The organism is Roseobacter sp. HKCCA0882 (genome assembly GCF_037805225.1).
Classification (GTDB): domain Bacteria; phylum Pseudomonadota; class Alphaproteobacteria; order Rhodobacterales; family Rhodobacteraceae; genus M30B80.
Genome location: NZ_JBBLYI010000001.1, coordinates 1,179,357 through 1,192,531, shown reverse-complemented (window position 1 = coordinate 1,192,531; position 13,175 = coordinate 1,179,357). Strand labels below are relative to the sequence as shown.

The 13,175-nt window shown below is 57.2% G+C and carries 11 protein-coding genes; 6 read left to right on the top strand and 5 right to left on the bottom strand.

Going from position 1 to position 13,175, the window contains the following annotated elements:
- Positions 1–45 precede the first annotated feature (45 nt).
- Positions 46–954, bottom strand: a complete 909-nt coding sequence (locus tag AAC622_RS06110) for a DMT family transporter (protein ID WP_340260867.1) — start codon at positions 952–954, stop codon at positions 46–48.
- Positions 955–1,038: 84 nt separating this feature from the next.
- The gene (locus tag AAC622_RS06105) at positions 1,039–1,416 is read right to left on the bottom strand and encodes a Fur family transcriptional regulator (protein WP_445322542.1); all 378 of its coding nucleotides are present in this window, start codon (positions 1,414–1,416) and stop codon (positions 1,039–1,041) included.
- Between the two features lie 149 nt (positions 1,417–1,565).
- Here AAC622_RS06105 and AAC622_RS06100 point away from each other — a divergent pair, with 149 nt between their 5' ends.
- Positions 1,566–2,462 carry a DMT family transporter gene (locus AAC622_RS06100; protein ID WP_340260863.1) on the top strand — a complete coding sequence of 299 codons (897 nt, stop codon included), beginning with the start codon at positions 1,566–1,568 and terminating at the stop codon, positions 2,460–2,462.
- Here the strand turns inward: AAC622_RS06100 and AAC622_RS06095 are convergent.
- Both AAC622_RS06095 and AAC622_RS06090 read right to left on the bottom strand, forming a co-directional pair.
- Complete coding sequence (locus tag AAC622_RS06095; protein WP_340260861.1) at positions 2,459–3,916, bottom strand: protein adenylyltransferase SelO; 1,458 nt, start codon at positions 3,914–3,916, stop codon at positions 2,459–2,461. The genes AAC622_RS06100 and AAC622_RS06095 overlap by 4 nt on opposite strands.
- A complete protein-coding gene (locus tag AAC622_RS06090; protein WP_340260859.1) occupies positions 3,913–4,851 on the bottom strand; it encodes a nucleoside hydrolase in 939 nt (312 codons plus the stop codon). Before AAC622_RS06090 ends, AAC622_RS06095 begins: the two co-directional genes overlap by 4 nt.
- 166 nt (positions 4,852–5,017) lie before the next feature.
- Here AAC622_RS06090 and AAC622_RS06085 point away from each other — a divergent pair, with 166 nt between their 5' ends.
- The 3 genes from AAC622_RS06085 to AAC622_RS06075 all read left to right on the top strand — a co-directional run bounded on the left by AAC622_RS06085 (position 5,018) and on the right by AAC622_RS06075 (position 8,455).
- Complete coding sequence (locus AAC622_RS06085; RefSeq protein WP_317654418.1) at positions 5,018–5,734, top strand: RlmE family RNA methyltransferase; 717 nt, start codon at positions 5,018–5,020, stop codon at positions 5,732–5,734.
- An 87-nt stretch (positions 5,735–5,821) separates the two neighbouring features.
- Complete coding sequence (gene guaB, locus AAC622_RS06080) at positions 5,822–7,276, top strand: IMP dehydrogenase (RefSeq protein WP_317655777.1); 1,455 nt, start codon at positions 5,822–5,824, stop codon at positions 7,274–7,276.
- A gap of 9 nt (positions 7,277–7,285) precedes the next feature.
- Positions 7,286–8,455 carry an RsmB/NOP family class I SAM-dependent RNA methyltransferase gene (locus AAC622_RS06075; RefSeq protein ID WP_340260856.1) on the top strand — a complete coding sequence of 390 codons (1,170 nt, stop codon included), beginning with the start codon at positions 7,286–7,288 and terminating at the stop codon, positions 8,453–8,455.
- A 244-nt stretch (positions 8,456–8,699) separates the two neighbouring features.
- Here the strand turns inward: AAC622_RS06075 and AAC622_RS06070 are convergent, their stop codons facing one another.
- The gene (locus AAC622_RS06070; protein ID WP_340260854.1) at positions 8,700–9,050 is read right to left on the bottom strand and encodes a hypothetical protein; all 351 of its coding nucleotides are present in this window, start codon (positions 9,048–9,050) and stop codon (positions 8,700–8,702) included.
- A gap of 208 nt (positions 9,051–9,258) precedes the next feature.
- Between AAC622_RS06070 and recA the strand changes: the two genes are divergently transcribed.
- The gene (recA, locus tag AAC622_RS06065; protein ID WP_317654423.1) at positions 9,259–10,329 is read left to right on the top strand and encodes a recombinase RecA; all 1,071 of its coding nucleotides are present in this window, start codon (positions 9,259–9,261) and stop codon (positions 10,327–10,329) included.
- 179 nt (positions 10,330–10,508) lie between these two features.
- On the top strand, positions 10,509–13,175 hold the full coding sequence (alaS, locus tag AAC622_RS06060) for an alanine--tRNA ligase (RefSeq protein WP_340260852.1): 2,667 nt from the start codon (positions 10,509–10,511) through the stop codon (positions 13,173–13,175).

Here is a 13,175-nt window from a genome sequence, read left to right as displayed (position 1 = left end):
GGCTTGGCCTGTCTGTGAAGAAAGAAAAAAGATTTGCGCGATGCTTTAGCGCGATGTGGGATCAGAAGAAAGGGTCGATTGCGCCTGTTGTGCGGCACGCGCAAGCCGCGCTTCGCGGATCAACGTGTAAAGCCCCGCCGCGATCACGATGGCCGACCCTGTCAGCATATAGGCATCGGGCCGCTCGCCAAAAACAATCGCGCCCAAGATCAGGGCGAATAAGAGCCGCGAGTAGCGAAACGGTGTAATGACTGAGATATCCCCCATACGCATGGAGAGGGTCAGCGCGTAATAGCCCATCACCCCTGCAAGCAAGGCGGCAGCAAGTCGGATCACCTCGGGGCTTTGCGGGGCAAAAGCCCCGCCTGAAAAGGCCCAGAGTAACAGGCCTGCGGGCACGACCGCAAAAAAACCGTAACAAGACAGCTGCATCGAGCTGTATTTTGCGGGCATCACACGGGTTGCCAAATCGCGTGCCGTCAGGCCCGTGACCCCCAAAAGGGCTAAAACCGCGCCGATATCAAATTCGGCTGTGCCGGGGCGGATGATGATGAGAACCCCGATGAAACCAATGATAATCGCACTCCACCGCCGCCACCCAACAGGCGCACCTAAAAACAGGGCCGCGCCCATCGTCACCATCAAGGGCATGGCCTGAATAATGGCCGCGACAAGAGACATGGGCGAAAGCGCAAGGGCAGAGACAAAGGCCATCGTGCCAAACATCTCGCCCAAATTGCGGGTCAGCATCAGCGGGTCAAGCAAGTCACGGGTGATCAATTTGGTGCCTTGCGCCCAAGCGATCCCGCCAAAGATCAGCGCGCCCCCTAAGCCCAAAAGGATCAAAATTTGTCCGACAGGCATGGTCACGCTGAGGGTTTTGACCAGCGCATCCTCAATCGCAAAGCCAAACATCGCTGCCGTCATCAAGGCGATGCCGCGTATATTTTCCATTCTGGGGGTCGCTTCCGTGCAAAATAGCCTTGCGCGTGGCTTAGCCTGTGCCGTCGCGCGATGCTAGCCCTGTGGTGGGTCTGACTATTTTTTCTCAGGCGCTGTAATCGGCACGCCGTAAAGCTCAAGCTTATGCCCCTGAAGCCTATAGCCCAACTTAGCCGCGATTTTTTCTTGCAGGGCTTCGATCTCGGGGTCGATGAATTCGATGACATCACCTGTTGTCACATCAATGAGATGATCGTGATGTTCGCGCTCTGCATCCTCATAGCGTGCGCGGCCATCGCCGAATTCCACCTTTTCTAGGATGCCCGCTTCTTCAAATAATTTAACGGTGCGATAGACTGTGGCCAAGGAAATCCGTGGATCAACGGCGGATGCCCGAGAGTAAAGTTCTTCGACATCGGGGTGATCGGCGGATGCGTCTAGAACCTGCGCAATGACGCGGCGCTGTTCCGTCATGCGCAGCCCTTGCGCATTACATCTCATCTCGATCGTCTCAGTCACCAATTTTGCCCTTTTTCCACCTCTGCCTTTTCTTCTGTAAGGGATTTGACATCGCCCGAAAAGACCGCTTGGGTCATGGCATATCAAAACACATAGGCAGGGTTATGGAGCATCAACCACAGCGCAAAGCGCAGATGGATCAATTTGGCACTGTGGGCATGATACTGTTTGCGGTTTTTCTGGCTTTTAATCAGGTCGTGGTCAGGGTCACGAATGAGGGGATTCAGCCCGTGTTTTTTGCAGGCATCCGATCTGTAGGGGCCGCATTTTTGCTGCTGCTGTGGATGCGCTTTCGCGGGATCCCGCTTGATTTCGTCCGTGCGCCCCTCTCTGGCCTTTGGGTGGCGCTGCTCTTTGCGGGACAGTTTATGTTTCTGTTCCTTGCCCTTGATTACACCACGGTCGCGCGCGCCTCGGTTTTGTTTTACACCATGCCGATTTGGCTGACACTGGCCGCGCATTTTCTGATCCCGGACGAGCGGATCACAGCCCAAAAAGGCATCGGGTTGGCGCTTGCGTTTGGCGGGGTGGTGTGCGCTTTGGCATGGCCGCATGACGGGCGGGCGAGCGGCGCAGGCGGGGTTTTGGGCGATATTTATGCGATTGCAGGGGCAATGTGTTGGGCTGCGATTGCGGTGTCGGCACGGATCACGCCGTTGCGCACAGTGCGGATTGAAATGCAGTTATTTTGGCAGCTTTTAGTCTCTGGCCCGATATTGATCGCGGCGGCGCTGTTTTTTGGCCCGTTCTTGCGTGACCCTGAGCTGATCCATTGGGCGGGGCTAGGCTTTCAGATTGTGGTGATTGCCTTTGCCGCCTTTCTGGTCTGGTTTTGGTTCATCTCGATTTACCCTGCCTCCTCCATTGCGTCCTTTAGCTTTTTATCGCCGATTTTTGGGGTTGCGATGGGGTGGCTCTTTTTGGGCGAGGCGGTTGGGCTTGAGCTTTTGCTTGCGCTTGCTTTGGTTTGTGCGGGGCTGATCTTGATCAATCGCCGCTAGGTGCCGCAGAAGGTCTGTGTCACCCGTTCTGCCGCGGTAGGCGCGGCCTCATAGGCGGAAAGGCTGGGATCGGGCGTATAGGGCGCAGCCAAGGCATGGCTTAGGGCCTGAAATTTTGACAGATCACCCGATAGCGCGGCTGCGGTCATTGCCTCAACCTGATGATTGCGCGGGATGCGCACAGGGTTAGCCTGACCCATTTCTGCGCGTGTCTCTGGGGTGGTTTCATCGTCCCACATCATGCCCCAGTCGCGCAGGGCTTGATCCCCTGTTGCGCACAGTTCAGCCTCAAGGCCCGATAGACCCCCTTCGGTCAGTGCCCGAAAGGCGCGGGTGAAATCCCCCCCCAGCCGTGCGAGATGCTCGAGAAACTGAAGCCCCATTGTGCCTGCCCGCGGATGATCAGGGCCAAGCCCCAGTTTGCGCCCCAAAACAGCATGCCATTCCGCGTCAAAGCGATCCGCAAATCCCTGCACGATCTGGGTGAAACGGTCTATTGCATCCTCACGCGGGCCATCGCAGATGGGTAAAAGCGAGGTGGCGAATTGGGCGATGTTCCAGACCGCGATATTGGGCTGATTGGCATAAGCATAGCGCCCAAACTTGTCGATGGATGAAAACACCTGCTCAGGATCATAACGATCCATGAAGGCGGCAGGGCCATAGTCAATGGTTTCGCCCGATATTGTCATATTGTCGGTGTTCATCACGCCATGGATGAACCCCACCCCCATCCATTGCGCAATAAGGCGCGCTTGCGCATCGCGCATCCCGATCAAAAGCTCATCAAGGCTTTGGGCCTGCGGATAGTGGCGCGCAATTGCGTGATCCACCAAAGCGCGCAGTGCCTCGCGATCATCCCGCGCTGCAAAATATTGGAATGTGCCCACGCGGATATGGCTTTGGGCAACGCGGGCGAGAACCGCGCCGGGGCGGATATCTTCGCGCAAGATATCCTCGCCCGTGGTGACAGCGGCCAAAGCGCGGGTGGTGGGTATCCCAAATGCCGCCATCGCCTCGCTCAAGACATATTCGCGCAAGACGGGCCCAAGCCATGCGCGCCCATCGCCCATGCGCGAAAAGGGTGTGCGCCCTGCGCCTTTGAGTTGGATGTCAAAGCGCCCCTGATCCGTTACCACCTCGCCCAAGAGGATTGCACGCCCATCCCCTAATTGCGGCACCCATCCGCCGAATTGATGCCCCGCATAGGCCTGTGCAATCGGGTCTGCCCCTGCAAGCATCTTGTTGCCTGCGAAAATCTGGGCCAGTTCGTCATCGCTCATAGCGCGGAGCGTATCAGCAAGCCCCAAGCGGTCTGCAAGCGGGTGATTAAGCGCCAAAAGCTTTGGATCTGGCGCAAGGGTCGGGGCAACCCGCGCAAAAAAGCGATCGGGCAGGCGGGCATAGCTGTGGTCAAAGCCGATGCTCGGAGGGGGTTTGTCTTGGCCTGTCATGGCAGTCTTGCGATCCTGTCATGCAGCAGCGCATAAAACCCATCTGCATCCATGTCGCGGATAAACAGCGCATTGGCCTTGCGATCTGTAACACCCCAATAATCCGCGACTGTCATGCCCAGTGTCAGCTCGGATTGGGTTTCAATCTCGACATTGATGGTGCGGCCAGAAAAGAGGTCAGGATCTAGCAGATAGGCAATCACGCAAGGATCATGCAAAGGCGCCCCAGCAGCGCCGTATTTTTCTTTGTCGAAGCGTTCAAAGAACCCTGTCCATGCGGCAACCATCGCGCCTGCGTGATTTCCCATTGCCTCAAAGCCCGCAACGCGGGGCGCGGTTGTCAGGGCCTGATGCGTGACATCGAGCGGCATCATCGTGATCGGCGCGCCTGATTGAAACACAATCTCGGCGGCCTCTGGGTCTACGTAAATGTTAAATTCTGCGGCAGGGGTGATGTTTCCGACCTCAAAATAAGCGCCGCCCATCAGCACGATCTCTTGCACCAGTGGGATCACATCGGGGGCCTTTTGAAAGGCCCGTGCGATATTGGTCAGGGGGCCAAGCGGGCAAAGCGTCACTTGGTTGGGATGGGCGCGCAGGCTGCGAATGATGAAATCCACCCCATGTTCAGGGTCAAGCGGTAGATGGGGTTCGGGCAAAGGTGGGCCATCTAGACCTGTTTGCCCATGCACATGCTCGGCGGTCACAAGGGGGCGGGCAAGCGGGGCAGCCTCGCCCGCGAAGACGGGCACATCAGTGCGCCCAGACAGACCCGTCACAATGCGGGCATTGCGTTCGGTCAAGGGCAGGGGGACATTGCCTGCAACGGCCACAACGCCCAACACATCAAGCGCCTCAGGGCAGGCCAAAGCCAACAGAATGGCCACGGCATCATCTTGGCCTGGATCCGTATCAATGATGATTTTGCGTGCCATGTGGTGTTGATCCTTGCGCTGCGTCATTGCGGCTAAATTGGCGTGGCTTGGCGGGCTTGTCCATGACCTGTGCGGCAGGTTTTGGAAATTCGCGCAAAAGGCGCAGTCCCTTGCGCTAATGCGGTCTGCGCAGTAAGCGGGGGAAAGAAGCGAGTTGGAACCTGAGATGACCAAAACCCCCACAGGAAAAAGCGGCAGCGGGCGCGGCGCGCGGGATTTGCGTGTGAAGGTCAAAACCGCGCGCGGTCGGAAACTCAGCTCAACTCGTTGGTTGGAGCGGCAGTTAAACGACCCCTATGTGCAGCGCGCCAAGCGCGAAGGCTATCGCGGCCGCGCGGCGTTTAAGATCATGGAATTAGATGACAAGTTCCGCTTTCTGGTGCCAGGCGCGCGGGTGGTTGATTTGGGCTGTGCGCCGGGGGGATGGTGTCAGGTGGCCGTGCCTCGGATCAACGCGTTGGGCGAGAAATCAGGCAAGGCCATTGGCCGTATCATCGGTGTTGATCTGCAAGAGGTCGAAGCCATCGCAGGCGCAGAGCTGCATCAATTGGACTTCATGGAAGATGATGCAGATGAAAAGGTCAAAGGCTGGCTTGGTGGCAAGGCCGATGTCGTGATGAGCGATATGGCCGCAGCCTCGTCAGGGCATAAGCAAACCGACCATTTGCGCATCATCGCCTTGTGCGAGGCCGCAGCCTATTTCGCCTTTGATGTGTTGGAAGAGGGCGGCACATTTGTGGCCAAAGTGTTGGCAGGGGGCGCTGAGGGCGATTTGCAAAAGATCCTCAAACAGCGCTTTGCCAAGGTGGCAAATGTGAAACCAGGCGCGAGCCGCGCGGATAGTTCCGAGAAATTTGTGGTCGCCTCAGGATTTCGCGGCTGAGATTTTTTCCCGATTGGGGCTTTCCCTCAGGGCTTATGCATGAGATAGGGCAGTGCCAATTGAAACTCCCGCAAGGAGAGATGCGTGATGGAGATTCGTGAGGCCCTTACCTTTGATGATGTTTTGCTGCTGCCTGCCGCGTCTAGCGTGCTGCCCTCGACTGCAGATACGCGCACGCGGGTGACAAAATCGATTGCGCTGAACATCCCGCTTTTGTCTTCCGCCATGGATACAGTGACCGAGGCGCGCATGGCGATTGCAATGGCGCAGGCGGGCGGTATGGGCGTGATCCACCGCAATCTTACGCTTGAGGAACAAGCCCGCGAGGTGCGGCGCGTCAAACGGTTTGAAAGCGGTATTGTCTATTCCCCCGTCACATTGACCCCAGATCAGACCTTGGCCGATGCCAAGGCCCTGATCGAGCGGTATAATTTCACGGGCTTTCCTGTTGTGGATGAAAAGGGCCTCGTGGTGGGGATCGTCACCAACCGCGATATGCGCTTTGCGACATCTGACGAGACGCCTGTGCGCGCGATGATGACATCTGATAATTTGGCGATGCTGCGCGAACCTGCAGATTTGGAAGAAGCCAAAAGCCTGATGAAGGCACGGCGTATCGAGAAGCTGTTGGTTGTCGATAAATCGGGCAAGCTAACGGGTCTTTTGACCCTGAAAGATACTGAGAAAGCAGTGCTGAACCCCAATGCCTGCAAAGATGATTTAGGCCGTTTGCGCGTGGCCGCCGCCACAACCGTGGGTGATGCGGGTTTTGAGCGTTCGGAGGCGTTGATTGACGCAGGCTGTGATCTGATCGTGATCGACACTGCGCACGGGCATTCCGAGGGCGTGGCGCATGCGGTTGAGCGGGTTAAGAAACTGTCCAACGCCGTGCAGGTCGTGGCGGGCAATGTCGCCACAGGCGATGCCACTCGCGCCTTGATTGATGCGGGCGCAGATGCGGTTAAGGTGGGCATTGGCCCCGGATCCATTTGCACCACGCGGATTGTGGCGGGCGTTGGTGTGCCGCAATTAACCGCCATCATGGATTGTGCCGAAGCAGCCGCGGCCTCTGGCACGCCGATCATTGCCGATGGCGGTATTAAATTCTCAGGCGATTTCGCCAAGGCGATTGCCGCAGGCGCCTCTTGCGCGATGGTCGGCTCTGCTATTGCGGGCACAGATGAATCCCCTGGTGAGGTGATCCTCTATCAAGGTCGCTCGTTCAAATCCTATCGCGGGATGGGCAGTCTTGGCGCCATGGCGCGCGGCTCAGCGGATCGCTATTTTCAAAAAGATGCCGCCTCTGACAAATTGGTGCCCGAAGGCATCGAGGGGCAGGTGCCCTATAAAGGCAGTGCCAATGCGGTTATCCACCAGTTGGTGGGCGGTTTGCGCGCGGCGATGGGCTACACGGGCTCGGCCACTGTGGATGAGATGCGCAAAAACTGCCAATTCGTGAAAATCACCAATGCGGGCCTGCAAGAAAGCCATGTGCATGATGTGCAAATCACCCGCGAGAGCCCCAATTACCGCGTGGGCTGAGGCGCGCGCGTGACGCCTGCTGCGCGATATCAGGCCGCGATTGAGGTCTTGGACGCCATTCTTGCGGGCCAAACCCCTGAACCCGCCTTGCGGGCATGGGGCAGGTCTGCGCGCTTTGCGGGGTCAAAAGACCGCGCGGCCATTAGCGACCATGTCTACGATCTGCTACGCAATCGCGGCCGCGCAGCGGCCCTTGCGGGATGCACCGTCCCGCAGGCCACGGGGCGCGCGCTGATTTTGGGGCTTTTGCGCCTGCAAGGCGTGGCGGTTGAGGATGTCTTTGGGCAGATGCCATACGGCCCTAGCGCGCTTTCTTCGGATGAGGCGAAGGAACACCCAACCCCCGATATTTTGAGCGATACGCCAGATTGGCTGCTGGCGCTGCTCAAGGCGGAATTTGGGCCAGACTTGGAGGGCTTGCTTGCCGCCATGTCCACGCGGGCGCCTGTCTATCTGCGGGTAAATACGCGCAAGACCACGCCTGAGCATGTGATTGCCGACTTGGCCCAAGCGGGCGTGCACGCGATAGCCGACCCACGCCTTGCCACCGCGCTTGAGGTGCAGACGGGCGCACGCAAAATTACCGCCACAGCCGCCTATCAGGCAGGTTTGATCGAGGTGCAAGACCTGTCTGTGCAGATGGCAATGGCCGAGATCCCAGTGCCCCAAACAGGGCGCATTTTGGATTATTGCGCAGGCGCAGGAGGGAAATCTTTGGCCATTGCCGCGCGCAGTGATGCGGATCTGACATTGCATGATAAATTCCCCAAACGCATGGGCGATGTCGCCTTGCGCGCCGAACGGGCGGGGATGATCTATCAAACCCGCGAAGATGCGCAATTGGATCACGAAGTCCCATTTGATGTGGTTCTCTTGGATGTGCCCTGTTCTGGCAGTGGAACATGGCGGCGTGATCCGATGGTGCGGTGGCGGATGACACCCGAAACTCTGGCGACTTTGCAGAGTGAGCAAGCGCAGATCTTGGATCGGGCGGTGGCCCTTGCCGCGCCGCGCGGCCTTATCATTTACATGACCTGTTCGCTGCTGCGTGCGGAAAATGAAGATGCGGTGCATGCGCTTTTGGCGCGCCACCCGCAGTTTGACCTGCTTCAGTCACGCCGATTTGATCCGCGCAATGCCTCGGACGGGTTCTTTTTTGCCGTGTTACAGGCAAAATAAGGCATCTTCGCGCGCTGCCGCGCCTTTCGCGTAAATCTTAATCAATCGTTAATTGTTTGGGCCGATGCTGCGTGAAAAACCGTGAACACGGAGGCGCGGCTTGTCAGATCAAGCCAGTATAGTGAGCGGGCAAACCAAGCCGCGGTTTGGTCAGTTTTCTCCTGTTCTTTTGACAGTGCTTTTGGTGCTTGGGATTGTGACCCTTGGCTTGGGCCTGACCTATGCGGGGCTCACGACCTCTATGTCACCGCTGTGGTCGGTCGCGCTGATTTGTGAGGCGGGGGGGGGTATCAAGCAACCATGCCTCAACAAATTCGGCGAAACTTACATCAGCGGTTGAATTTGGTTTTCCTTTGATCTGGTCGCGCCGCCTATAGCGATACCAACTTCCAAGCCAGTCAATGGGTTCGCGCATGATGGCCATGATTTTATGCGGCTGCTTACCGCGCGCCTCGAAAAACGGGGCAAGCTGCGCCTGATAGCGCGACACGGAGACATGTTTGATCCCCGGCGGGTCAAGAATCGCCGCACTCGCATAGGGCATGGCTGCGGCCTCTAATGCGGTTGTGCCTGTTTTCGGCACACTGAAAAACACCAGTTTCTGCTTAAAAACAAGAGCATATTAATATTATCGCCAAGGGCGATCCCCGTAACCACTTCTTTACCATTCAACGTAAAACATGGGCCTTGCAAGATTTTACTTGAAATGTTCTCTTTTTGTTTGCATTTATATCCGAGAACAAGAGGTGAACACAGGCAAGCATTGCCGCCTTGGCAGCAGTGTGAAATAAGGAGCCAAACCAATGGCAATGGCGGATATTCTGGACATGACGGATCGCAACGCGGCGGAAAAGCAAAAGGCACTCGACAGCGCCTTGGCACAGATCGAGCGCCAATTTGGCAAGGGCTCGATCATGCGCCTTGGGGGCGAGAACGCCATCCAAGAAATTGAGGCGACATCGACAGGCTCGCTCGGGCTCGATATCGCCCTTGGGATTGGGGGTCTGCCAAAGGGGCGGATCATCGAAATCTATGGCCCTGAAAGCTCGGGGAAGACCACGCTGACGCTTCACGCGGTCGCGGAAGAGCAAAAGAAGGGCGGGGTTTGCGCCTTTGTCGATGCCGAACACGCGCTTGACCCACAATATGCCAAAAAATTGGGCGTGAATTTGGATGATCTTCTGATTTCTCAGCCCGATACAGGGGAACAGGCGCTTGAAATCACCGATACATTGGTGCGCTCTGGTGCGGTCAGCCTTGTGGTGGTCGACTCCGTTGCAGCTTTGACCCCGAAATCCGAACTTGAGGGTGATATGGGCGACAGCTCGGTCGGGGTGCATGCGCGCCTCATGTCTCAGGCGATGCGCAAACTGACAGGTTCCATCGCTCGCTCAAACTGTATGGTGATTTTCATCAACCAGATTCGCATGAAAATCGGTGTGATGTTTGGCAGCCCAGAAACCACCACAGGCGGCAATGCGCTGAAATTCTATTCATCCGTGCGCTTGGATATCCGCCGCATCGGTGCGATCAAGGATCGTGACGAGGTTGTCGGCAACCAAACCCGTGTGAAAGTGGTGAAAAACAAGGTGGCCCCTCCGTTCAAACAGGTGGAATTCGACATCATGTATGGCGAGGGCATCTCGAAAACGGGCGAATTGCTTGATTTGGGTGTTAAGGCAGGCGTGGTTGAGAAATCAGGCGCTTGGTTCTCTTACGGGGACGAGCGGATTGGACAGGGCCGCGAAAACGCCAAGCAATTCCTGAAAGACAATCCAAGCATGGCTTTGGAGATCGAAGACAAAATCCGCGCCGCCCATGGGTTGGAATTCGGTATGGATGACAGTGATGACAGCGCGATGGTTGAGGATTAATTCCCCACTCCTTGCGTCAGCACAGTTTCGCGCGTAGCCCCAATCGGGCTGCGCGCGTCTTGTATTTTAGGCCCTTGAAATTTCCATCCCCGCCCCAAGTTTTTGTCCTGTGGACAGTGCTTTGACAAACTTGTATCCCACGCAGAACCGATGGATTTAGTCAGAAAGACCGCGTGCTCATGGCCAGTTTGAACGATATTCGCTCAACCTATCTCAAATATTTTGAACGCAACGGCCATGCCATTGTAGAAAGCTCGCCACTTGTGCCGCGCAATGACCCGACTTTGATGTTCACCAATTCAGGCATGGTGCAGTTCAAAAACGTCTTCACAGGGCTTGAGCATCGTGACCCGCCACGCGCCACCACGGCGCAAAAATGTGTGCGCGCGGGCGGCAAGCATAATGACCTTGATAATGTCGGCTACACGGCGCGCCACCACACGTTTTTCGAAATGCTTGGGAATTTCTCCTTTGGTGATTACTTTAAAAAAGAGGCCATTCCCTTTGCATGGGAATTGATCACCAGGGATTTTGATATCGACCCGAAACGTCTTTTGACCACGGTCTATCATACCGATGACGAGGCGTTTGAGATTTGGAAAAAGGTGGGCGTGCCTGAGGATCGGATCATCCGCATCGCCACATCCGACAATTTCTGGCAGATGGGGCCAACAGGCCCTTGCGGCCCCTGCACCGAGATTTTCTATGATCATGGCGACCATATCTGGGGCGGCCCTCCTGGATCGGCCGACGAAGATGGCGATCGTTACATCGAGATTTGGAACGTGGTTTTCATGCAAAATGAGCAATTCGCTGATGGCTCGATGGTGCCTCTTAAGATGCAGAGCATCGATACGGGCATGGGTCTTGAGCGGATTGGCGCGCTTTTGCAGGGCAAGCACGACAATTATGACACCGATCTGATGCGCGCCTTGATTGAGGCTTCTGCGCACGCAACATCCGTTGATCCAGACGGGCCAAAGAATGTGCATCACCGTGTGATTGCAGATCACTTGCGCTCGACCTCATTCTTGATTGCTGATGGGGTTATGCCCTCAAACGAGGGGCGGGGGTATGTGTTGCGCCGCATCATGCGCCGCGCGATGCGCCACGCCCATCTTTTGGGCGCGCAAGATCCGTTGATGTATCGCCTCGTGCCTGCTTTGGTCAGCCAGATGGGGCAGGCCTATCCCGAGCTTGGCCGCGCGCAGGCGCTGATCACCGAGACGCTTAAGCTTGAGGAGGAACGCTTCCGCACCACGCTTGATCGTGGGCTTAAACTGTTGGATGAGGCCCTTGTTGATCTGCCCGAAGGGGCAGCTTTGGCAGGTGAGACTGCGTTCAAACTTTATGACACATATGGCTTTCCGCTGGATTTGACCCAAGACGCTCTGCGCGAAAAGGGCCGCAAGGTGGATACAGACGGGTTTGACCAAGCGATGGAGGCCCAAAAGGCCAAGGCGCGCGCCGCATGGTCAGGGTCGGGCGAGGCGGCAGATGCCGCAATTTGGTATGATCTGGCCGATCAACATGGCCCGACCGAATTTTTGGGCTATGACACGGAACAGGCCGAAGGTCAGATTTTGGCCCTTGTTTCTGACGGGGCCGAAGTGATCGCCGCGGCAAAAGGCGGCGCTGTCACGCTGATCACGAACCAAACCCCGTTCTATGGCGAAAGTGGTGGTCAGGTTGGCGATACTGGTCTGGTTAAGACCGATACGGGCCGCGCTGAAATTTCAGACACGAAAAAGGTTGCGGGCCTGTTCTTGCATATCGCCAAGGTTACAGAAGGCGAGATTAAGACAGGGCAGGCCGCTGAATTGGTTGTGGATCACAGCCGCCGCAGCGCCATTCGCGCGAACCATTCGGCCACGCACTTGTTGCACGAGGCCCTGCGCCGCGCGCTCGGCGATCATGTGGCGCAGCGTGGTTCATTGAACGCGGCGGATCGTTTGCGCTTTGACTTCTCGCACGCCAAGGCGCTCAGCACCGAGGAATTGGCGCGGGTCGATGCCGAGGTGAATGAATTCATCCGCCAAAACGCGGCTGTTGAGACACGGATCATGACCCCTGATGCGGCGCGTGATTTGGGGGCGCAGGCGCTCTTTGGTGAGAAATACGGCGATGAGGTGCGCGTGGTCTCCATGGGTAAGCTTGCAGGGTCGGGCAAGGGCAGCGATGGCGTGACCTATAGTCTTGAACTGTGCGGCGGCACCCATGTGCGCCAGACGGGCGATATTGGCCTGTATGTGACCCTTGCGGAAACCGCCTCTTCCTCGGGTGTGCGGCGCATTGAGGCTCTGACGGGGCAAGCCGCCTTTGATTATTTGGCGCAACAAGATCGCATCCTCAGCCAGCTTGGCGGGATGCTCAAGGCGCAAGGGCCTGATGTTTTGGCCCGTGTTCAGTCGTTGATGGAGGAGCGCCGCGCGCTTCAGAATGAACGCGACCAATTGCGCCAACAGCTTGCGCTTGCGGGTGGTGGTGCGGGGGCCAAAGAGGTCGCTGCCGAAGATATCGGCGGCATCGCCTTTTTTGGGCAGGTGGTTGCGGGTGTTACTGGCAAAGATCTGCCCAGCTTGATTGATGCGCATAAGGCCAAAATCGGCTCTGGCGCGGTTCTTTTGATTGCCGAAGCCGATGGCAAGGCCGCAGTGGCCGCAGGGGTGAGCGATGATCTGACCGCGCGGCTTAGCGCCGTTGATCTGGTCAAGGCAGCCGTTGAGGCGCTTGGCGGCAAGGGCGGCGGTGGCCGCGCAGATTTGGCGCAAGGGGGGGCGAAGGATGCAACCCAAGCCGATGCGGCGCTTGCAGCCGTGCGGGATGTGATTAAGGGAGTATCATAA